This window comes from Bradyrhizobium sp. B039, assembly GCF_038965675.1.
Classification (GTDB): domain Bacteria; phylum Pseudomonadota; class Alphaproteobacteria; order Rhizobiales; family Xanthobacteraceae; genus Bradyrhizobium; species Bradyrhizobium diazoefficiens.
Window position 1 is genome coordinate 3,497,975 of the sequence record NZ_CP152416.1, and the last position, 19,787, is coordinate 3,517,761.

At 61.1% G+C, this 19,787-nt stretch carries 23 protein-coding genes; 18 read left to right on the forward strand and 5 right to left on the reverse strand.

The genetic code is table 11. The annotated features are described in order from the left end of the window. The 12 genes from cpaB (at position 1) to AAFG50_RS16345 (ending at position 11,381) form a co-directional block, all read left to right on the forward strand. Positions 1 to 957, forward strand: a complete 957-nt coding sequence (gene cpaB / locus AAFG50_RS16290) for a Flp pilus assembly protein CpaB (protein ID WP_028171946.1) — start codon at positions 1 to 3, stop codon at positions 955 to 957. Continuing rightward, positions 957 to 2,159 carry an AAA family ATPase gene (locus tag AAFG50_RS16295; protein WP_039184189.1) on the forward strand — a complete coding sequence of 401 codons (1,203 nt, stop codon included), beginning with the start codon at positions 957 to 959 and terminating at the stop codon, positions 2,157 to 2,159. Before cpaB ends, AAFG50_RS16295 begins: the two co-directional genes overlap by 1 nt. Further along, positions 2,156 to 3,532, forward strand: coding sequence for a CpaF family protein (locus tag AAFG50_RS16300; RefSeq protein ID WP_028171944.1), 1,377 nt, complete (start codon positions 2,156 to 2,158; stop codon positions 3,530 to 3,532). Before AAFG50_RS16295 ends, AAFG50_RS16300 begins: the two co-directional genes overlap by 4 nt. An 86-nt stretch (positions 3,533 to 3,618) precedes the next feature. Further along, positions 3,619 to 4,461, forward strand: coding sequence for a type II secretion system F family protein (locus AAFG50_RS16305; protein WP_231166679.1), 843 nt, complete (start codon positions 3,619 to 3,621; stop codon positions 4,459 to 4,461). Then, a complete protein-coding gene (locus tag AAFG50_RS16310) occupies positions 4,458 to 5,366 on the forward strand; it encodes a type II secretion system F family protein (RefSeq protein WP_028171942.1) in 909 nt (302 codons plus the stop codon). Before AAFG50_RS16305 ends, AAFG50_RS16310 begins: the two co-directional genes overlap by 4 nt. A 2-nt stretch (positions 5,367 to 5,368) precedes the next feature. Beyond that, positions 5,369 to 6,016, forward strand: a complete 648-nt coding sequence (locus AAFG50_RS16315; RefSeq protein ID WP_028171941.1) for a methyltransferase — start codon at positions 5,369 to 5,371, stop codon at positions 6,014 to 6,016. A 24-nt stretch (positions 6,017 to 6,040) separates the two neighbouring features. After that, positions 6,041 to 6,541, forward strand: coding sequence for a hypothetical protein (locus AAFG50_RS16320; protein WP_231166680.1), 501 nt, complete (start codon positions 6,041 to 6,043; stop codon positions 6,539 to 6,541). 8 nt (positions 6,542 to 6,549) lie between these two features. Further along, positions 6,550 to 7,878, forward strand: a complete 1,329-nt coding sequence (locus tag AAFG50_RS16325; RefSeq protein ID WP_028171939.1) for a pilus assembly protein TadG-related protein — start codon at positions 6,550 to 6,552, stop codon at positions 7,876 to 7,878. Further along, a complete protein-coding gene (locus tag AAFG50_RS16330; protein ID WP_231166681.1) occupies positions 7,878 to 8,291 on the forward strand; it encodes a TadE family protein in 414 nt (137 codons plus the stop codon). The genes AAFG50_RS16325 and AAFG50_RS16330 overlap by 1 nt, the downstream gene beginning before the upstream one ends. Positions 8,292 to 8,691: 400 nt before the next feature. Continuing rightward, on the forward strand, positions 8,692 to 10,356 hold the full coding sequence (locus tag AAFG50_RS16335) for a type II and III secretion system protein family protein (RefSeq protein ID WP_028171937.1): 1,665 nt from the start codon (positions 8,692 to 8,694) through the stop codon (positions 10,354 to 10,356). Positions 10,357 to 10,365: 9 nt separating this feature from the next. Next, positions 10,366 to 10,764, forward strand: coding sequence for a hypothetical protein (locus tag AAFG50_RS16340; protein WP_028171936.1), 399 nt, complete (start codon positions 10,366 to 10,368; stop codon positions 10,762 to 10,764). A gap of 80 nt (positions 10,765 to 10,844) precedes the next feature. Then, a complete protein-coding gene (locus tag AAFG50_RS16345) occupies positions 10,845 to 11,381 on the forward strand; it encodes a tetratricopeptide repeat protein (RefSeq protein WP_028171935.1) in 537 nt (178 codons plus the stop codon). 90 nt (positions 11,382 to 11,471) lie between these two features. Here the strand turns inward: AAFG50_RS16345 and AAFG50_RS16350 are convergent, their stop codons facing one another. From AAFG50_RS16350 to AAFG50_RS16365, 4 genes are all read right to left on the reverse strand, one after another. Beyond that, positions 11,472 to 11,969, reverse strand: a complete 498-nt coding sequence (locus AAFG50_RS16350) for a hypothetical protein (RefSeq protein ID WP_231166682.1) — start codon at positions 11,967 to 11,969, stop codon at positions 11,472 to 11,474. A 1,464-nt stretch (positions 11,970 to 13,433) separates the two neighbouring features. Then, positions 13,434 to 14,513, reverse strand: coding sequence for a YeeE/YedE family protein (locus AAFG50_RS16355; RefSeq protein WP_011086289.1), 1,080 nt, complete (start codon positions 14,511 to 14,513; stop codon positions 13,434 to 13,436). A 72-nt stretch (positions 14,514 to 14,585) separates the two neighbouring features. Further along, complete coding sequence (locus tag AAFG50_RS16360) at positions 14,586 to 14,936, reverse strand: metalloregulator ArsR/SmtB family transcription factor (RefSeq protein WP_011086290.1); 351 nt, start codon at positions 14,934 to 14,936, stop codon at positions 14,586 to 14,588. Positions 14,937 to 14,973: 37 nt separating this feature from the next. Then, positions 14,974 to 15,345, reverse strand: a complete 372-nt coding sequence (locus AAFG50_RS16365; protein ID WP_028171933.1) for a thioredoxin — start codon at positions 15,343 to 15,345, stop codon at positions 14,974 to 14,976. 75 nt (positions 15,346 to 15,420) lie between these two features. On the opposite strand from AAFG50_RS16365, the gene AAFG50_RS16370 reads away from it, so the two are divergent. Beyond that, a complete protein-coding gene (locus AAFG50_RS16370) occupies positions 15,421 to 16,152 on the forward strand; it encodes a cytochrome c biogenesis protein CcdA (RefSeq protein ID WP_028171932.1) in 732 nt (243 codons plus the stop codon). A gap of 1 nt (position 16,153) precedes the next feature. Here AAFG50_RS16370 and AAFG50_RS16375 read toward each other — a convergent pair whose 3' ends face one another. Then, entirely contained in the window at positions 16,154 to 16,873 is a 720-nt protein-coding gene (locus AAFG50_RS16375) for a hypothetical protein (RefSeq protein ID WP_028171931.1), read from the reverse strand. A gap of 54 nt (positions 16,874 to 16,927) precedes the next feature. Here AAFG50_RS16375 and AAFG50_RS16380 point away from each other — a divergent pair, with 54 nt between their 5' ends. From AAFG50_RS16380 to soxA, 5 genes are all read left to right on the forward strand, one after another. Continuing rightward, complete coding sequence (locus tag AAFG50_RS16380; RefSeq protein ID WP_011086294.1) at positions 16,928 to 17,542, forward strand: thioredoxin family protein; 615 nt, start codon at positions 16,928 to 16,930, stop codon at positions 17,540 to 17,542. Positions 17,543 to 17,671: 129 nt separating this feature from the next. Then, on the forward strand, positions 17,672 to 18,115 hold the full coding sequence (soxX, locus tag AAFG50_RS16385) for a sulfur oxidation c-type cytochrome SoxX (protein ID WP_028171929.1): 444 nt from the start codon (positions 17,672 to 17,674) through the stop codon (positions 18,113 to 18,115). Positions 18,116 to 18,133: 18 nt separating this feature from the next. Next, positions 18,134 to 18,586, forward strand: coding sequence for a thiosulfate oxidation carrier protein SoxY (gene soxY / locus AAFG50_RS16390; RefSeq protein WP_011086296.1), 453 nt, complete (start codon positions 18,134 to 18,136; stop codon positions 18,584 to 18,586). 17 nt (positions 18,587 to 18,603) lie between these two features. Further along, positions 18,604 to 18,930, forward strand: a complete 327-nt coding sequence (gene soxZ / locus AAFG50_RS16395; RefSeq protein WP_011086297.1) for a thiosulfate oxidation carrier complex protein SoxZ — start codon at positions 18,604 to 18,606, stop codon at positions 18,928 to 18,930. A 28-nt stretch (positions 18,931 to 18,958) separates the two neighbouring features. After that, a complete protein-coding gene (gene soxA / locus AAFG50_RS16400; protein ID WP_028171928.1) occupies positions 18,959 to 19,780 on the forward strand; it encodes a sulfur oxidation c-type cytochrome SoxA in 822 nt (273 codons plus the stop codon). The last annotated feature ends 7 nt before the right edge of the window (positions 19,781 to 19,787 follow it).

Genomic DNA, 19,787 nt, shown 5'->3' on the forward strand with positions numbered 1-19,787 from the left:
ATGTCGTCCGCGTTGCGTCTCTCAATCATCCTGGTGCTGTTGCTCGCAACCACTGCGTTCGGGCTGATTGCCTACAACATGAACCTGCCGAAGCAGGTTCCGGTAGCGGTCATGGAGCAGGGGCCGGCGCCTCCTTCGACTGTCGGGTATTTTGTTGCGGCACGTCCGCTGTCGAAAGGTACATTGGCCCGCGAAGAAGATTTCGTAGTACGCTCGGTGCCGCCTGAACGGCTTCCGGCAGGGGCGATTCTTGAAACTTCCGAATCGAAGGCCGGACTTCCCGGCTCTCTGGTTCGCAAGTTCGTCGACGTTGGCAGTCCGATCACTTTGCAGGACGTATTGCGACCGCGAGATCGGGGTTTCTTGGCCAGCGTCCTGGCACCGGATAGCCGTGCGATCAGCATCAAAGTGGACGAGGAGTCCGGCGTCTCGGGGCTGATCAGGCCGGGTGATTATGTCGATGTCCTACTGACCCAGGTGTTCGAGAAGGCAGATCCCGCGCGTCGGGCCATGAGCGAAACCGTTCTGGCAAATGTTCGAGTCATTGCGATTGACCAGGAGATTGTGCAAGGCGGGCGAACCATAACCTCGGTGGCCGGCAAGCAAGCGCAAACTGTGTCGTTGGAGCTTGCGCCAGACCAGGTCAAGAAGGTCACGGTCGCAAAGCAGATCGGTACGCTCTCCCTGGCTGTACGGGCAGCAGTCGAACAGTGGGATACGGTGGACACTGGCGCCATGTCCAGCTGCGATGTGTCGCCGGAAATCGCCCGCCAGAACGCAATTGCCGGCCGGACTGCAGCGATAGTCGTTCATTCTGGCGGACAGACAAAGCAATACTCAGTCAGGAGACAGGACACCGGCGACGGCGACACCATCGTCAACTGCGATGGGTCGGAAGTTTCCCGCCGGGGTGCGACGATGGTGGTTCAGGCAGGCAAGTTGCTGGAGAAACGTTGATGAGCGTTAACATTGCAGTCGTCAGTTCGCTTGAAGAAGCTCCATCGGTAGTAGCACGCAACCGGATCGTCTGTTTTGTAAACGACGAGCTTAGTGCTGCGGCGCTGCGCAAGGGCCTCGAGGGCAGCAACATATCGATCAAGCGTGGCACGATCCGCAATGCGATACGGATGCTCGAAACCGACACCGAATTATTCGCATTGGTGGCGGACATCAGTGGAATCGATGATCCATTTGACGAACTAGCAAGGCTGGCCGGCGTCTGCCCACCCGATGTCCGGGTGGCTCTGATCGGTGAGAGCAGGGAGATCACCTTCTACCGCGAGCTTATGGAACTCGGCTTGACCGAGTACCTGCCGAGGCCGCTTACGCGGGACATGGTGCTGGACCAGCTCCGCCCGAAGCTGCTTGGCGACGTGACGCACGGTTCGGTTGATCGTGGCGGACATGTGATCTCGATCTGTGGTGCGCAGGGTGGTGCCGGCGCAACGAGTATCGCCATCAATCTCGCGCTGCAGCTTGCCGAGACCACCAAGGCCAAGGTCGCGCTGCTCGACCTTCATCTGCAAGGCGGCGAAACGGCGGTGATGCTGGGTGTTCAGCCCGGACCAGGGCTGCGCATCGCATTGGAGAACCCGATGCGGGCGGACACGTTGTTCCTCGAGCGCGCCGCAATCGAGGTCAACGAGCGGGTTTGCCTGATTTCCGCCGATGAGGAGTTGGATGCGCAGCTCGACATCACTGAAGCGGGCGTGAGGCACGTGTTGGGCCTGCTCCGCCAGCGGTTCAATTACATCGTTGTCGATGTACCGGTCCCGTTTCCGCCGTCCATCCATCCGGTGATCACTCTTTCTCGTCACGTGCTGGTGCTGCTGGAAGCCGAGGTAACCGGACTTCGCAATGCCCATGCACTGCGCGCCGCCGTCACCAACATTGCCGGGAAGGATCGGGTCTTCACCTTGCTCAACCGCGCCGGTCGGCCCGGGGGCCTTCCCAGGGCTACGATTGTCAAGGCTCTGGGCGCAGAGCCGGACATGGTGGTTCCCGATCTCGGAAAGGGAATGACCCAGGCTGTCAATCTCGGAATTCCGGCGCTGAAGCACGTATCAGGACTGCGACGTCACCTCGCCCCGATCGTACGGGAGATCACGGGGCTCGGCGTCGAGCGAAAGGGATGGGTGAGGAGGTTGCTCGGACTATGAAGATCTTTGGTAGGCGCGACGACGATACGCCATCTCGTTTGCCTGCATTGACGCCGTTGCCTGCGTCGATGCCGAGCTTGCCTGCATCCGGGCCCAGGCACGAACCTTCGCTTCCGCAGCCCCTGATGTCAGCGTCGCTCCGCGAGCGGGTCATCGAGCAGATTGAGCCAGCGGTGGCCGCGACTGTTTCGCGCGATGTTCTTCGGCGGCAGATCGAGGAAATCATCCATGGAATCGCCAACGAGGAACGGCTCGAGCTTTCGGGTCGTGAACAGCTTCAACTGGCGGATGAGATTGCGGACGACATGACCGGCTACGGGCCGCTGCGTCCGCTTCTGCTCGATCAATCGATCAACGACATCATGATCAACGGACCGAGCAACGTTTATGTCGAACGAGCCGGCAAGCTGGAGCGGGTCGCGGTGCGATTCCGCGACAATGATCACATTGCATCGGTGGCGCAGAAAATCGCCGCGCAAGTTGGTCGGCGCATCGATGAATCCAGTCCGATGGTGGATTGCCGCTTGCCGGACGGCAGCCGGGTGAACATCATCTTTCCGCCGCTGGCGATCCATAGCCCCTGCATTTCGATCCGAAAATTTCCGAGCCGCCGTCTGGACCTCGCCGGGATGGTCGAAAACGGCTCAATGACCGCGGCCGTCGCACAATTGCTGGAGATTGCCGCCCGATCTCGGCTCAATGTTCTGGTCTCGGGCGGCACCGGGTCCGGCAAAACGACGCTGCTCAACGCCATGAGCCAGTTCATCGATCACAGCGAGCGCGTCGTCACCATCGAGGATGCGGCCGAGTTGCAGCTTCAGCAGCCGCACGTGATCAGCCTCGAGACCCGGCCGCCCAGCCTCGAAGGCACGGGGCTGGTGACACAACGCGATCTCTTGTGGAATGCCCTGCGCATGCGTCCTGACCGGATCGTCGTGGGTGAGGTGCGCGGTGCTGAAGCGTTTGACATGCTGCAAGCAATGAACACCGGCCATGATGGTTCGATCTCCACGGTCCATGCCAACAGCGCCCGCGATGCCCTGACCCGCATCGAGAACATGGTGCAGATGGGACAGGTCAATCTGCCGTCGCGGGCCATCCGAACCCAGATCGTCGCTGCGCTGGATATCATCGTGCAAGTCGAACGCATGCGCGATGGACAGCGTCGCATTATTCAGATCAGCGAGGTGATAGGCCTGGAAGGGGACGTGATCACCACCAATGACATCGCAGCCTTCGAGTATCACGAAGAGGATGAGCACGGGCGGATATCGGGCACCTACAGGTCCACCCTGGCAGTCCCGAAATTCAAAAGCCGTCTTGTCTATTTCGGGCTTGATCGCGCTTGGGCTGAGGCCGTGAGGGAAATATGATATCGGAGTCGGTGATCTTCGCTGTTCTGGCACTCGCGATGTGCGCGGCAGTCAGTTCGTTGTGGCTCGACGGTCGAGAACGACGCATGCAGCGCCAGCTGGCGATAGCTCTACCGGCCTCCCATCCGGCCAACCTGCCATCCATTCGCCGGTCGGAGACTGGAGCCCGGTCCCTGTTTCTCCGCCGCCTGGCCAATTACAAGCCCGAGATGGTTCACACCTGGCATCCGGCGTATGTGCTAGTTGCCGCCGCCATCACGGTAGCCGCAATCTTTTATGCTAACGGCCAGCTGGGATTTTCCATTCTCTACGCGTCTGTCGTAGCTGCAATTGCTGCCTTGGTGGTCGTGCGAGGTCTGTTCGGATGGCAGCAACGTCGCTTCGCCGTTCAACTTTTTCGACAGCTGCCTGACGCGATCCAGCTGGTGACAGGTACGGTTCGATCGGGTCTGCCTGTGCATGAAGCATTTCGCACCATCGCGCGCGAGATGCCGCAACCAACGGCTGGGCAGTTTGCCATCGTATGCAGCGAAATGACTCTGGGGAGAGCTCCGGAGGAGGCCGTCGAAGCAGTCTATCAGCGATCGCAAGTGGCAGAGTATGCGATGTTTGCGGTGACACTCGCAGTCCAGTTGAAGTCAGGCGGCAGCTTGGCCGAAACCTTGCAGACGCTGGGAGACACCGTGAGTCAGCGTGTTGCGCTGGCAGCTCGCGCCAAGGCACTGGCAGGAGAGGTGATCTTTTCCTCACGAGCACTCGCAATCTCGCCCGTGATTGCGGGTGGGGTGCTCTACACGGCCAATCCGCAGAATGTCGATCTATTGTTCTCTGATCCGACTGGAAACAAGCTCCTTGCTTACGCAGTGGCCTCAGTGCTTGTCGGGCACCTGGTGATAAGTTGGATGGTCAGACGGGAAACAGAACTATGACCTTTGGTCTCAGTTTGGTGGCTCTCGCGTTGGCAGCTGGGACGGCGACCTGTGTGTTGATCATCCGCGAGATGCACGTCCGTGCATTGGATACACGGGTGTCAAACGCCGTGCTGGGCATGCCTTACCGGTCAGCACCCTTCCAGGACGTGACCGGTTGGTTTTCATGGCTCGGCATGCGGTATCGGCGCTTCTACGCCGAGGAGAATCTGGATCAGCTGCGAACGATCCTTCACTCATCCGGTTTCAATCATCATCGAACCTTGCCGACCTGGATCGGCGTCAAGGTCGTCAGCATGTTCCTGTTCCCGGTCATTGCGCTGCTTCTTGCGAAGCTTTCGGGAAGGGCACTTGCCGATGTGGTGATCTTCACGCTCATGGGCGTCGTGGTCGGAATTATGGGGCCGCGTTTGATTCTGTCGGTGATGAAACGGCGTTTTGATGCCGCCATTCGGCAAGGCACGCCGGATATGATTGATTTGCTGGTTGTGTGCAGCGAAGCGGGAATGGGCATGGAGGGCGGGCTGGGACGTGTCGCGGAAGAGATGAAACCGTCCAATCCCGCCATGGCCTGGGTGTTGCACCGTCTCCTTGAGGATCTGCGGATGCTGCCGAATCGCATCGACGCATTCGATAATTTGGCAGCTACCTCAGAGGGGCTTCGCCGGTTCGGCACAATGATCAGCCAAAGCCTGCAATACGGAACGCCGTTGAGCCAGGCGCTACGCAGTATCGCCGTCGACCTGCGGCGGGAACGTATGACCAAGCTCGAAGAAAGGGCGCACAAGTTGGGCGCCAAGCTGACCATCCCGATGGTGCTGTTCCTGCTTCCGGCCATGTTCGTCATCATGGGAGGAAGTCCCATTCTGCACCTCGTGCGTTCGTTCGCCAGCTTCGGGAAGTAGCCATGAGCACAGTCGCCCTGTCGAAAAACTGTTCTTACGATCGGATCATGCAACTGTTCGGCAGCCTGTGGTTCATGCTGCTGGCACTTTGCGTCGCCATCAAGGTTGGGTCGTCGCTTGCCGATCCATGGCCATCGCTTCTGTCGGGCTTTTGCCTTGGCATTTTCTACGTGCTCCTGGCGCTGTTGATCATGACCCGCTCGCCGGCAAAGGCGCACGCAGATGGCCTGCTTCCAAGAATAGCGGCGTTCGTCGGCAGCTATTTGCCATGGACCATCAGCTTCCTGGGCAAGACCGACGAAACGCTGCCAAACCTAGCATCGACAGCCTGCGTGCTGGTCGGCACGATCATGATGCTTGTCACTATCCGGCATCTAGGTCGATCGTTCAGTCTGGTGCCACAGGCGCGTTCGGTGGTGCAGACCGGTCCGTATCGATGGATCAAGCACCCGCTCTATGCCGCAGAAGAAATCGTGGTGCTGGGCGTCGTGCTGCAATACCTGACACCGGTCACGGTGATCGTGCTGGTCCTGCATATCAGCATCCAGGTATGCCGAATTCTTTACGAGGAGGACCTGCTTCGACGCACTTGCCCGGAGTATTCCAGCTACGAAGCGTCGCGTTGGCGAATGGTCCCTTATATTTGGTGAGTGGCTATGCGTGGCCGAATTGTCATGGAGATCGTCCAAATCGCTGCCCGGACTCGGCGATCGGAAGTGGCGAGTAACGATCGAGGCAGGCGCGCGTGTCGTAAAAAGCCTTTTATCACGGATCAACGCGGCGCCGTCGCGTTCGAGACAATCATCGTCTACATTTTCTTGGTGTCGTTCCTGCTCATGCCGCTCGCCGACGTGGCCGCTGCCAGCTTCCGGTTTATCTCTGCCTGGTCGGCGTTGCGCAGCTTCGGGCAATATGTCCAATACTACAATCCGCTCGGCCCCGACGGCACGGTGACCTGGAGGTCAGGGCTACAGACGACAGTCGCCGGTTATACGATCGGCAACATCCAGGTTAAATGCGGTGATGCAGGCGCTACATGCTCGCCAGGCAATATTGCTTCTCCCAAGTACATCACATTTTCGACGACGGTCACTTTGGCGCCGATTGTCTTGAGATCGGTGCTGTGCCCCAGCAGTTGTACGTACACGTTGCCTTCCTCTGAACGCTTCCAGTAGGTGCTTCCATGCGCAATCTGCTCCGTTCCAGACGAGGCTCGGTCGCATTCGTAACAGTCATCGCCCTCGTGCCGCTCATCGGCGTGGTCGCACTCGGGGCCGAGGCGGGATCGTGGTACGTCACCAAGCAGCACACGCAGAACGCCGCCGACGCGGCCGCCTACTCGGGCGCCTTGCGGCTTTCATGCAATATTGCCAATGCGGCCTGCGATGCACAATCAGTGGATTATCGCGGCAAGCAATTCGCGGCACAGAACGCGTTCTGCAACGCTGGCGACACCGCCTATCCGGGCACCAATTGTGCGACGAGCCTTCCGAGCAGAATCTCGCGGGCAGTGCAGATCGATATCGGCGATTACAATGCCGGTACGTTCACAACGCCGGCCGCGGGCGTCGGCAACGCCGTTCGCGCCAGGGTCAGCCAGCAACAGCCCGCCTACCTGGCGGCAGTGCTGGGTTTGACGACCGTCAACATCCCCTCCCAAGCCATTGCGCTGGTCCAGCAGCCGACCAAGGTGTGCGCCTTGGCGCTTGGACCCGACTCGGGCGCGCTCAAGCTTGCTGGTAACCTCAGCAACAACGGAACTGGCTGCGCGATAATGTCGGACACCAGTGTTCAACTTGCCAGCACTCCGTCCTTCACCGGTTCGGGATGGGCCATTTATGGTGCAAGTGGCTGCACCCCCTCAGGCTCCTGTAGCAATGTCAGCGTGCCGCACAATTATTTCATGCCGTACGCAAACAATCCGCTCAGCAAACTGGACACCAAATCGTTCAACAGCAGGACTGGCAATACAAACCCGGTATGTCCTGTTCAGGCGGATGGGTGGAAGCATTGCGCGCCGAATAGCGCGGGGAGTGGAGCTTACGGTAACTTCACGGTGTCGAACGGGGATAAGTACGTTTTGGACCCGGGAACATATTTCTTCTACAACGCAACTATAAAGATGACCGGCGGACAACTGAAAGGGACAGGCGTAACCCTCGTACTGCTCGGAGACACGAAGCTTTCCATCACCGGGGGCACAGTTGACCTCTCCGCACCTGCGACCAACAGTTTCTCGTCGGATCTGAATGGCGTCCTGATTGATGATCAGGCTCCGAACAAGACCAGCAATAAGGTCACCATAAACGGTAATGGTCTGGTTAGCCTGGGCGGGACCGTGTACTTCCCCCACGTCGACGTTAGCTGGGCCGGAACGACTGCCAGTACCAATACGACCTGTTCACAAGTGATCGCGAAAACGCTCGACATGAGCGGTGGCGGCTACCTGAGCACGCAGGGGTGTGATCCGGCCACCATCGTTCACACTCAAGTTGTCGCGTTGGTGCAATGATGAGGAAGCTCGACAATCGCGGCTTCGCGGCCTTCGAATTTATCCTCGTCTTCGTGTCGTTCTTCACATTGATCTTCGCCATCTTCGATCTTGGACGCTATGCAATCACGATGCAGTCTTTGCGGATGCTCGCGAGCGCCGGCGCCCGGGCGGTCATGATCAACTGCTACACGCCTGCCGTGCTTCAAAGCCCGCCTCAGTCGCCGTCCTGCACCGGCGATCCCCTGTCCCCAACCGGCAAGCAGAACGCGGCGCCGTTCCTGTATCGCGGCGGTCTCTCGCCGACGCTGAACACGACGACTGGAGCCTCCGCACTGACGGTTACGGCATCGCAGCCGAGTTTCAACATGCTGATGCCGATCTGGGGCACGGCGTTGAACGCGCCGAGTGCGTCCACCACAATTCCCTTTTAGTGGAACCAGGCAACCATTCCAGAAAGCGTCTGGATTTCGGCAAGAGGAAGCGTGAGTCGCGGTTGTCCGAACGGATCTTCCGAAAATTGCCAAGGAACTCGCCAAAGCGGGGCGCCGGCGGGACGCCTGCGCGCTTGTGCAGCAGGAGGGTTCCAAGCAAACGGGGAAAAGTGGTGCAGGCTGGCAACATCGGAGAGTTTTCTCAGCTGTTGCCGCAGTGCGGTAAGCCTCTCTTCTTGCAAGGAGGCTGAATGAGGGGTGTGATCTTGGAAATACGTAATAACGATTTGTAATCGGATGGAATGTAAACTCTGCGACGTGGTGCGCGGAGGGAACTGTTAGGGGCATCGAGCACGTAGATTCGCGGGGGATTGCCGCGGATCGCGGCGGGGGGACTCGAATGGGTGGCGGTCGCGTTTCAGGTAAGACGGTAGGGGGGCTTCCCGCCTTCGGCGTGATGGCTCTCGGCGCCACGCTTGCCCTGTTCAATTCCGTTGACAGCGCCACGGCCGCAGATCGGCGCGGCTCCTCTGGCGGCGGCGTCTTCGTCAGCGAAATGAACGACGTCCAGCGGGTCAAGGTGGTCGTCAACAAGTCACGCACCTTCAAGGTCGATACGGCTTTTGCGACGATTGTCGCGGGCTCGCCTGACATCGTCGACGTGAAGTCGCTGAGCGATCACCTGATCTATGTCCAGGGCAAGCAGACTGGCACTACCAACGTCATTTTGTTCGACAGCTCGATGAAGCAGATCGGGATCCTCGACGTCGAGGTCGTGATCGACACCGGCAATCTGCAGCAGAACATCCGGACCGGCACCGGCATGCAGGGTGTTCGCGTCTCGGCCTCCGAGGGCCAGGTGGTGCTGAGCGGAACCGCCGTCGATGCGGTTGCGGCCGAGCGGGCCATGGCAATTGCTACCAGCACCGTTGCGAAAGGTGGAACTGTCGTCAACGCGATGAGCGTCGCGGCGCCGCAGCAGGTGATGCTCGAGGTGCGCTTTCTCGAGGTCAACCGGGACGCCGGCCGAGATCTCGGCGTCAACCTCTATGCGGCGAATGCCAATGGCACCAACGTCGGTATTACCGGGCAGGGCGGTGTCACCGCCGCCGGTCGAAGACCGATTGGGGGTCTCAATACCGCCACTGGTCCCCTCGGCGCGGGCGGGACTCCTGTCGGCACGCCGCCGACGGGGAGCCTGCCGGTGCTTGGAACATTGGGTACGCTCATTGGCACTGCGGGCGGTGTCGCCCCGGCCCCGTTTGGAAGCTTGTTGACCAGCATCATCCGAACCAGCAATGGCGGCTCGGTGGACTTGTTGATCTCGGCGCTGGAAACCAAGGGATTGGCCCGCCGGTTGGCGGAGCCGAACTTGACCACGCTGTCCGGTGATGCCGCCCGCTTCCTGGCCGGCGGTGAATTCCCAGTGCCTGTGGCGTCGACGGCAGGTACCGCTGGCCTCGTGCCAACCGTGACTATCGAATTCAAGAAGTTCGGCGTTGAGCTGGCTTTCGTGCCCACCGTTCTTTCGCGCGGCGTGATCAACCTTCGGGTCGAGCCGTCGGTCAGCGAGCTTGATTTCGCCAATGCGGTGCAGATTGCGGGGACGATCATTCCGGCGCTGACCCGCCGCGACGCGCGGACCACGGTCGAGCTGCGCGACGGCCAGAGCTTTGCGATCGCCGGCCTGCTCCAGACCCGCAACCGCCAGGACGTTTCGCAATTGCCCTGGATCGGCTCGGTGCCGGTGATCGGAAGCTTGTTCAGCAGCAAGTCGTACCAACAGCAGGAAACGGATCTCGTCATCATCGTCACGCCGCGCCTGGTTGCGCCGGCGGCGCCCGGTCAGCAACTGGCATCTCCGCTCGACTCCCGTCTTCCGGCCAATGACGTCGACTTCTTCCTCAATGGCCAGATGGAAGTCCGCAAGCGCTACAACGATTACGTCAATTCCGGCGGCGACGTGAAGGGCCCGTACGGCCACATCATCGCTCCTGAGCTCCGGACGCCCGTTCCACCCCCGGCCGCCGTTGTCGACCAGCCGGTCGTAAAGACCCTCAACTAGGAGCGAGAGATGACCATAAGGTGTCTGGTTCTGTTCGCGCCCTTGCTGCTCGGGGGATGTTACGGCCTCGCCGGTCATGACGAGATGGACCGCTATTTCCAGCGCTCCGATACCCTCACGATGACCGCCGGCGATGCCAAGCAGGTCAACGCCGTCACCCATACGATCCATCCATGGCCGCGAAACGTCGGTGACCGCAGGATCGCGTACGACGCTCGGCGCGTTGGCGCCGCCGTGACTCGTTATGGCAAGACACAACAGCCGGTGGATCAGCTTCCCGACATCAGCGATGCGACGAGGCAACTGGGCGTGCGGACGACGCCGACGCAGAACGTCAACATCGAAGGATTGCCGCCTGGAACGGCCAGTGGCGTATCGGTGCCGGTCGGCGGCGCACCGAGCAGGTAAAGGGGCCAAGGGGCCTGAGCTTTGGGTAATTCAACGATGATATTTCAGTGATTCCGATGGGCCGGGCGGGGACAAGATTTATGCGGCGCATCATCTTTATGCTGACCTGTTGCTGGTTGGCGACCGGCCTTGCGGGGTGTGAGACCACGCTGAGAGACGCGGCGATCGTCGCTCCCGTGGAGCCGCCGGGCGGAGACCCCGTGCAGGAGCCGACCGACGTCAAATATTATCCTTCGGACGAGCCCGTGCGGCTGGGGCTGGAGCATTTCAACCGCGGCAGTTACGGGATCTCCCAGCGCTATTTCAAGGACGCCGTCGAGAAATCGCCGAAGGACGTGACGGCCTGGGTTGGGCTCGCGGCAAGCTATGACCGCCTGCGTCGTTTTGACCTGGCTGATCAGGCCTATGCCCAGGCGATTCGGCTCGGGGGCGAGACCGTTCAGATCCTGAATGATCAGGGTTATTCGTACATGCTGCGCGGCAATCTGAGTGCGGCGCGACGGAAGTTTGAAAAGGCCTATTCGCTAGATCCGGGTAACCCGGTTATCGCCAATAACCTTGAGCTTCTCAATGGTAGCCGTCGGTTCATTGAAAGGCCGCCGAATAATCAGCCATAGGTGGAATAACTACCAGCAAAGGGCGGATGCTGGTCGGATATGCACGCTAACGTGCTTTGGGAGGCTGCACGTGGCGTGAGCGGCCTCTCATCAATTGGGCCCGATCACAACATCAGCGTGACGGCTGCCGATTCGGGTGATGACGATCACGCCGTTGCGGATGGTAAATCTCGCGCCGAGTAGTTTGCGGACCTTCTCCGTGATCGGAGAGGGGAACGGGATTGTTTCTCCCGTGACGGGATCGCCGACTTTGATCTGTTCGGTCGCGGAGCCCGCAACCGGGGCGGGCTTGATGTAGTCGCGGATCAGCTGAATCTCTTCGCGCGACAGGACGAGAGCAGTCTGGTCGGGGCGATTCTCGGCCGGCGGCTTGGGTGCTTCGGTGCTTGGCTTGTCGCGGGCCTCATTGGCGCTTGCGATCTGATCGAGCCTGGCTACGCGTAGCTTGAGCGCGATGATTTCGCGTTGCAGCGTGGCGATCTCCGCTTTGAGCGCCGTGGCCTGCATCAAGACAATGGTCGCGCAGACGCAACTCACGATGACGAGAACGCTCAGCAACGCGAGCAACCAGCGCTCGATGTTTCCCATCGAGCCTCCGGTCGCCTCGGGAAGTTGATCGCGTTGAAGGTGCCCGCGCCAGATGCGGCGTCCTCGCTGCATCCAATTCGCGATCGCTGTCACACGTCCGGACTCCTCCTGCCCGGAACCGAAGTGCGCGGACGACAAGGCGGGGGCCTCGTGAGGCGGGTGAATTATGGGCGCACTGTTGCCGTGATCGGTGCGTGGCTGCGGCCCTCGGTCCTCGGCGACGTGATCGTCAGCCGGGGGATGAGCGGTGGCGTGCGGATGAGGGCGGGACGGATCATCCTCCATCTGGTGATTAAGCCGGCCCGTATCCGTTCTCGATGGAGCCATCTACCAACTTCAGCGGTTGTTCCGCCCGGAGCATCAAATGAGGCGGTCGTGTTGCACGCTGCGCGTTTGCGGGCCGACGCCGCCGGATCTGCAAATCATTCCAGCATGGATATGGACGTAAACCGTGCCGATAAGCGAGCCCTGTGTCAATTGAGGAAAAGGGCAGCAGCATCGAACCGGGACATCCGCAGATGGTCTCAGTCGCGCCAGCCCTGGGCGCGGGGCCGCGCACGACGGTTCACCCTAAAGACGCGTACGCCAGATCGAGGCCTCGGAACAACTGTGTCTGTCAAAAATCAACCCGGACGAGGCGTCATCCAGAGGTTTGATCCGAGATTGGGAGAATCGGTCTCTGGTTCCGTTTCGCGTTCGCGAACCCGTGAGGAGACTTCATTCGCCCGCGCGAAGACGAAACAAATGACATCGGATTGAAACCACTTTCCAGCAACCTCGAAGTCAGGGAAACACATTGCCGAGCTACTATCTCCAAGCCTTCTAACTGGGAGAGCCAGCAATGCGATCTCACCAAGATTTAGTCGCGCCAGTCATCATTCTGTGCTGCTCGGCTTTGAGCATCGCCACTCTTGTGATGGTCGGAGCATGGTGAATCCTTGGCCACACATCCATGCGTGAGGAATTCACATCTCTTGCTTTCTTGGCGGTTACGCTCGCGGGCGTCGCCTTGCTTGGCTCCGGCCTGCTCGCGCTGGTAATCGTGGGGTAGAGCGCGGCCCGACGCACGCTGATATCCGAGAGGGAAGCTGGTGCGCTGCCGATCTGCCGCGGCGACGGCCCCTCGCTCCGAAGCCGAATTTCGTCTCCACATGATGACGCCGATCGCCATGAACGTCGGACAAGCCAGCATGTCGGCCTGGTCAATGTACTCTGGACGCAGTACCAATCAGTGGGAGCGTGTCGGTCGTTTGGGAAGTCTGTGCGGGTTGAACGTCGTCGGCATCAATCCGGGAATTGTTTCCGGCTCCCATCGATGAGCTTGATCGACACGGCTCCCGTTGACGGCGACGGTTTTTATTCGGGGTGAATGCGTACGCGTCTGCCGCTTTTCATCTCGCCGCGGACGTTCGCGAGAGTTGAGTGGGGCGGAAAATGCCTCGGTGCAGAAGCGGTGGTTTTCCACTACGTCGAGACGCCGAACAGCTTGCGCACTGCTGGCAGCCACTCGCCCGTCATCGTGAACTCAAGCCCGAGCCGCGCTCCGACGGCAATCGCCAGCATTGTGATCGGCGCCGAGAGAGCGAGTGTTGAGAATGCGGTCAATCCCTGGCCAATGGTGCATCCCATTGACATGATCCCGCCTATCCCCATCAGAAGCGCGCCGCTCATGTGACGCTTCAATTCACGGGCGTCGTCGCAAGCCTCCCAGCGAAAGCCGCGCCCGAGCATGGCGGCCGCAAACGAGCCGGCGACGACGCCGGCGACCGAGCCGATGCCAAAGTTCAACCGCGCGCCGGAAAAGGTGGCAATGTAAAGGATAGTGTCGCCAAGCGGGGCAACGAAGGTGAGCGAGGAGACGCGCGCGGGATCGAATTCGTCATCCGCGAGCCACCCCGTCGCGAACCATCCGAACGCAATCGCGGCGCCGACGGCAAGACCGGAAACCAATAGTCGCGGCGACCGGATCAGCCGGCCATCCGCGAGTGCCCAGAAAGCGAGCGCGGCGGCAATCGACATGACGAGGATTGCATGCGTCGTGCTGCCGGCCCCGAGCAGTGAAGTCAGAGTCTGGTTGTTGCCTTCGGCGAGGCGCACCGACAATGGCTCGATCAGCTTCACGCGGAGCATGCCGGTGATGCCGCGCATAGTCGCGAGCGCGGACAGGCCGAGCACGAGAAAGACCACGATGGCACGCAGATCGCCACCGCCGATGCGCACCAGCGTGCCGAAACCGCAGGTGCCGACCAGCGCCATGCCGACGCCGAACATCAACCCGCCGATGATCGCGCCGCCCAGGCCGATCGATGCTGTGAGATAGATCGATCGCGACAGGTCTATGATGCCGAACTCGGCCAGCGCTTGGGTCGTAAGCAGGGCGACCGCCGCGGCCAGAGCAAAGGATCTGAGCCGGCGAAAATCCGATCCGAAGAACGCATCCTCGAGCATTGCGAGCGTGCAGAAGCGGCCCGCACGGCCGGAAACGCCGAGCACGGCACCGGCGGCAAGCCCGCATGCAAACGCTATGGTCGAAGAGCCCAGCATTCCTCCCGGGGATGTTCGTTCTGCTTGTTAGACAGTCTGCGCCGGGAAGGCGCGAAAATCCAGAACGGAAAATTACCGGCGGCGCCGCCGCACCGGCTCGCAGAACACGTCGTAGACGGCGGTGAGAATCTTGCGGACGTCCTCGTTGGCGAGGCTGTAGTAGATCGCCTTGCCGTCGCGGCGGGTGGTGACCAGCCGATCGAGTCTGAGCCGCGCGAGCTGCTGGGAGACGGTTGACTGCCGTTCGCCGAGGAACTGCTCGAGCTCGGTCACCGATTTCTCGCCCTCGGCGAGGATGCAGAGCAGCAGCAAGCGGGACTCGTGCGATAGCGCCTTAAGCATGTCGCTCGCCTCGCGTGCCTTCTCCATCATCTGCTCGAGCTCGGCGGAGCCCTCGATCTCCTTCAGCTTTGGCAGCGGCATCGTCTCAAATTCCCCTGAGTAAAATCCTTGAGAGCGGTCACGACCTGCCCGGTTCGGATCCTGTGCTGGACAGGATCCGGTTCAGGAGGCCGAAGAAGAAGGCATCCCCCGGATAACCGCGAATGCGCCCGATCTCACGGCCCTCTTTTACCACGACGAAGGTCGGCGTGAAGGCGCCGGGATCGATTCCGGCGAGGTCGGCGGGCAGGGGCCTATTCAGGTCGACCCGGCGCAGCGGCGCGGTCTGGCTTTCCTCGGTCTTGCCATAGATCGGCGCGATCTCGGCATTGAAGCGTGCGCACCATACGCAGCCGGCCCGTTCGAACATGACGAGCTCGGCCGCGCGCGATCCCGTTGCGGACAGCGCGAGCGCGACAATGACTGCGAGCCAGGCGATGATTCTGTTCATCCTGCGTAACGGACCTCTGGACTTCCTTGGCGCTTTATATCATTAAATTCGCATATGTTCTAGGGATGAGACGCAATGACCTTGGACGTCACGCTGGGGGCGGCCTTCGTCGCGGGGCTGTTGTCGTTTCTGTCGCCCTGTATCCTGCCCCTGGTTCCGCCCTTTCTCTGCTACATGGCCGGCGTCTCGGTCAACGATCTCTCCGGTGGCAAGCCCGACCTGCGGCCGCGCATCCTGGTCTCCGCACTCGCTTTCGTGGCGGGCTTCTCGCTGGTTTTCGTCGCGCTCGGCTCGACCGCCTCGCTCGCGGGACGCCTCATCTCCGCGCATCTCTCAACGCTCGGCATCGTCGCCGGCGGCCTGATCACCGTCATGGGCCTGCATTTTCTAGGTGTGCTGAGGATTCCGCTGCTCTATCGCAGTGCGACGGTGCAGGTCGACAACCGGCCGGCCGGGATGGCGGGGGCCTTCGTCATGGGCCTGGCATTCGCGTTCGGCTGGACGCCCTGCGCAGGTCCCATTCTCGCCGCTGTCCTGCTGATGGCAGGCTCGGAGGACACGACCGGACGAGGAGCCCTGCTGCTTTTCGCCTATTCGATCGGGACCGGCATTCCGTTCCTGATCGCGGCCGCGTTCACCGGTAGGTTCATTGTCGCGCTTGGCCGCGCGCGCCGGCATCTTGGCCTGGTCGAGAAGACGATGGGCGTCTTTCTAGTCGCGACCGGCCTGATGTTCTTGACCGGTCTAATGCCGGCGGTTTCAGAGTGGCTGCTGGAGCGTTTTCCAGGGCTGACCACCATCGGCTGAGCTAGCCGTAGCGGAAATCGAGCAGTTGGGCATAGGACTGCAGTTCGATCAGGTAACGATGCACGAGCGGCCCTTCGCCGGCCATCGCTGCATGGGCGATCTCTCCACTGCTCGCGATCGCGCCGTCTATGAGGCGGCGGAACTCGCCTTGTCCGGCGATCTCGGTGCTTGCCCATTCGTTGCAGCGCTGCAGACGATCGCGGAATGCGCTTGCGGCGGCAACGGTTTCCTCGGCGTATGCCTGCGCCGGCTGCTGGCCATACCGCGTGGCCGCCACCCGTAGCTTTTCCATGGCCGGCGCGATCTCGAATACGCAGTCGCCGAGATCGTAGAGGCCCGAACGACGCCTGAGTTCATGAAAGGACCTGCGCAGCGCAAGCAGTTCGCGACCGGCGGCGACATTGTCGCCGCCGTCCAGCGCGCGCGTTGCGGCCGCGAGCCGTTCACCGCCGTCACCAAGAAATTCCGCCAGTGCGGCCGGAGCATAAGCGGGCAGGGGACCGGACGCGCTTGGCTCAAGCCGTTTCCACGTGGCCGCCGCCGCGTCGGTCTCCATCTGTGCCAGCGCGATGCTTCCGGTGCGCGCATAGCTCGCCGCGCTGCGCAGATTATCCATGATCGGCCCCATCGCCGATACGAAATCCGTGGGTTTGCCGGCCTTCGCGCCGAGAACGAGCGCGCTCGACGTCAGCCATGCCAACAGGGCGATGATGCAGCGCAAGATCGGAAATCCTTGTCACATTCGTAGATATGAATATCATAATGAAAGTGACCGATGCGCAAGATCCTTCCAAAGCACAAATCCCTGACGTCGCCCGGCTGGCTGACGCGACGCGGCTTTCTCGCATTAGCATCGGGCGCGGCTCTTGTCGCCCGCCGCGGCGAGGCGGCCGCTGAGCCGGCGCTTGGAGAAGATGGGCTCTATCACGAGCCCTGGTTTCTGCAGAGCTTCCTCGATCTGCGCGAGGACCTCGAAGGCGCTGCCGCCGGCGGCAAGCGCCTTGCGATCATGTGGGAGCTGCGCGGTTGCCCCTATTGCCGTGAGACGCATCTGGTAAACTTTGCCGATGCGGCGATCACGACCTACATTCGCGACAATTTCGAGGTGTTGCAACTCAATCTGATCGGCTCCCGCAAGGTTACGGATTTCGATCGCCAGGAATTGTCCGAGAAGGATCTGGCCCAGAAATACGGGATCAGGTTCACCCCGACATTCCAGTTCTTTCCTCCATCGTCCAACGGCATTGAGGCAAAGGAGCCGATGGCGCGGGAGGTGGCGCGGGCACCCGGCTATCTCAAGCCGCAGCATTTTCTGGCGATGTTTCGCTTCGTGCGGGAGCGGGCTTACGAGCGCGGCTCGTTCCGGGATTTTCTTACCACAAACGGCTAGTTGACACCGGCCCTGCGAATTTGTCTTGACGCCGCTTCTTATATGAACATATCATAATAACTGAATTTGATGGATTGTGAGTCCATCGCAAACGAGGCGGGCGTCACCTCGCCATCAAGGGTAGGGAACATGCGGCGCTCGCTCGCGGCTGCGTTTGCGCTATGTCTTTCGGCCGGAAGCGCCTGCGCGCAGGAGCCGATCAAGCTCGACGTCGTCAATGACGCTCTGCCCAAATCGCTGACCGGCGCACCCGGCAATCCCGATGCCGGCAAGAAGGTGTTCCTGACGCGCACGCTGGGCAATTGCCTCGCCTGCCACCAGGTCACCAGCCTGAAATCCGAGGAATTCCACGGCGAGTTCGGCCCGTCGCTCGACGGCGTCGCCGGCCGCTACAGCGAGGCACAGTTGCGCCTCATCGTCGCCGATCCCAAGCGCATCTTCACCGACACGGTCATGCCGGCGTTCTTCAAAAGCGACGGCTTGAGCCGTGTGCGCCCGGAGTTCGTCGGCAAGTCGATTCTGTCGGCCGCGCAGGTCGAGGACGTGGTCGCTTATCTCAAAACGCTCAACTGACGGCGAGGAGGATCTGGAATGAAAGCCATCAATCGACGGCAGGCATTCGCGCTCGGGGGTGGCTTCGTCATGCTGACCCTGATGCCGATGGCGGCCGATGCCGAAGTGAGCAATGACGCCGCGAAGTGGATCGAGAAGTTCACCGGCGGCAAGCAGCCGGTCAAGGGCAAGATCGCGCTCGACCTGCCGGAGATCGCGGAGAATGGCAATACCGTGCCGCTGTCGCTCACGGTCGAGAGCCCGATGACCACGGAATCCTACGTCAAGGAAGTCATGATTCTCGCCGACGGCAATCCGAACGCCGGCGTCGCGACGCTGATGTTCACACCGGTCTCGGGCAAGGCGGAGGCCTCGATCCGGATCCGGCTCGCGGCCACGCAGAACGTGGTTGCGATCGCGAAGATGAGCGACGGCGCGCTGTTCACGGAGCAGAAGACCGTGAAGGTAACGATCGGCGGCTGCGGCGGCTAGGGCGCAAGGAGAGAACAATGGCAGACAAACCACGCATCAAGCTTCCCAAGGAGGCGGCCAAGGGCGAGGTCATCCAGATCAAGACCCTGGTCTCGCACGTCATGGAATCGGGCCAGCGCAAGGACGCGCAAGGCAAGCCCATCCCGCGCAGGATCATCAACAGGTTTGCCTGCGAATTCAACGGCAAGCCGGTCTTCGCCTGCGCGCTCGAGCCAGCGATCTCGGCCAACCCCTACATCCAGTTCGATGCGAAGGTGGAGGAAGCCGGGACCTTCAAGTTCTCCTGGACCGATGACGACGGCTCGGTGATCACGGCCGAAGAGAAGATCGCGCTCAAGGCGTAATGCCGGAGAGCTTCGAGGGAGACAGCGGATGCTTTCGCGATACGTTGGACTCGCCGTTGCGATCGTCGCGGTCGCATCGCTTGCGACGCGTGCTTTCGCGCAGGAGACCGAACGCAAAGGCATCTCCGCGCCGCCTGGACACGTCTTCAAGACGATCGTCTCCGGCTACCAGTTCCGCAGCAAGGAAACGCGGGCGCTGCAGGACGACGACCTGGAGAACCCCGGCTTTCTGGCGGTGGAGCGTGCCGCCGACGTCTGGAAGAGGGCGGAGGGCAGCGAAGGGAAGTCATGCATGAGCTGTCACGGCGAGGCCGAAACGAGCATGAAGGGCGTCGGAGCCGCCATACCGAAATGGGACGACAAGCGGAAGAGGCCGGTCAATCTCGAGCAGCGCATCAACATCTGCCGCACCGAGCACATGAAGGCGGAGCCCTGGAAATTCAAGTCCCAGGAACTGACCGACATGACCACCTTCGTGCGATACCAATCGCACGGTATGCCGGTGGCGGTGAAGACCGACGGTCCGATGTCGCCCTGGTTCGAGCGCGGCAAGCAGATCTATTACGCGCGCTACGGCCAGCTCGATTTGGCCTGCGAGTCGTGCCACGAGCGCAACAACGGAAAATTCATGCGCGCCGATTTTCTCAGCCAGGGCCAGACCAACGGCTTTCCGACCTATCGGTTGCGCGACCAGCGCCTGGTGCCGCTGCATGAGCGCTTCGAAGGCTGCATGTTCGATGTACGCGCCGAGCCGTTCAAGCCGCTCTCCGACGAGTTTCTCGCGCTTGAGCTCTATGTCGCCTGGCGCGGCATCGGGCTGCCGGTCGAGACGCCCTCGGTGCGCAATTGAAACGATG

Coding starts and splice junctions, on each gene's coding strand:
- AAFG50_RS16315 (WP_028171941.1), top strand. CDS start 5,369: ATGAGCACAGTCGCCCTGTCGAAAAACTGTTCTTACGATCGGATCATG.
- soxZ (WP_011086297.1), top strand. CDS start 18,604: ATGGCAGACAAACCACGCATCAAGCTTCCCAAGGAGGCGGCCAAGGGC.
- AAFG50_RS16355 (WP_011086289.1), bottom strand. CDS start 14,513: ATGCTGGGCTCTTCGACCATAGCGTTTGCATGCGGGCTTGCCGCCGGT.
- AAFG50_RS16360 (WP_011086290.1), bottom strand. CDS start 14,936: ATGCCGCTGCCAAAGCTGAAGGAGATCGAGGGCTCCGCCGAGCTCGAG.
- soxA (WP_028171928.1), top strand. CDS start 18,959: ATGCTTTCGCGATACGTTGGACTCGCCGTTGCGATCGTCGCGGTCGCA.
- AAFG50_RS16305 (WP_231166679.1), top strand. CDS start 3,619: ATGCAGCGCCAGCTGGCGATAGCTCTACCGGCCTCCCATCCGGCCAAC.
- AAFG50_RS16365 (WP_028171933.1), bottom strand. CDS start 15,345: ATGAACAGAATCATCGCCTGGCTCGCAGTCATTGTCGCGCTCGCGCTG.
- AAFG50_RS16350 (WP_231166682.1), bottom strand. CDS start 11,969: ATGGGAAACATCGAGCGCTGGTTGCTCGCGTTGCTGAGCGTTCTCGTC.
- AAFG50_RS16380 (WP_011086294.1), top strand. CDS start 16,928: ATGCGCAAGATCCTTCCAAAGCACAAATCCCTGACGTCGCCCGGCTGG.
- soxX (WP_028171929.1), top strand. CDS start 17,672: ATGCGGCGCTCGCTCGCGGCTGCGTTTGCGCTATGTCTTTCGGCCGGA.
- AAFG50_RS16335 (WP_028171937.1), top strand. CDS start 8,692: ATGGGTGGCGGTCGCGTTTCAGGTAAGACGGTAGGGGGGCTTCCCGCC.
- AAFG50_RS16300 (WP_028171944.1), top strand. CDS start 2,156: ATGAAGATCTTTGGTAGGCGCGACGACGATACGCCATCTCGTTTGCCT.
- AAFG50_RS16295 (WP_039184189.1), top strand. CDS start 957: ATGAGCGTTAACATTGCAGTCGTCAGTTCGCTTGAAGAAGCTCCATCG.
- AAFG50_RS16370 (WP_028171932.1), top strand. CDS start 15,421: ATGACCTTGGACGTCACGCTGGGGGCGGCCTTCGTCGCGGGGCTGTTG.
- cpaB (WP_028171946.1), top strand. CDS start 1: ATGTCGTCCGCGTTGCGTCTCTCAATCATCCTGGTGCTGTTGCTCGCA.
- AAFG50_RS16325 (WP_028171939.1), top strand. CDS start 6,550: ATGCGCAATCTGCTCCGTTCCAGACGAGGCTCGGTCGCATTCGTAACA.
- AAFG50_RS16320 (WP_231166680.1), top strand. CDS start 6,041: ATGGAGATCGTCCAAATCGCTGCCCGGACTCGGCGATCGGAAGTGGCG.
- soxY (WP_011086296.1), top strand. CDS start 18,134: ATGAAAGCCATCAATCGACGGCAGGCATTCGCGCTCGGGGGTGGCTTC.
- AAFG50_RS16340 (WP_028171936.1), top strand. CDS start 10,366: ATGACCATAAGGTGTCTGGTTCTGTTCGCGCCCTTGCTGCTCGGGGGA.
- AAFG50_RS16345 (WP_028171935.1), top strand. CDS start 10,845: ATGCGGCGCATCATCTTTATGCTGACCTGTTGCTGGTTGGCGACCGGC.
- AAFG50_RS16330 (WP_231166681.1), top strand. CDS start 7,878: ATGAGGAAGCTCGACAATCGCGGCTTCGCGGCCTTCGAATTTATCCTC.
- AAFG50_RS16310 (WP_028171942.1), top strand. CDS start 4,458: ATGACCTTTGGTCTCAGTTTGGTGGCTCTCGCGTTGGCAGCTGGGACG.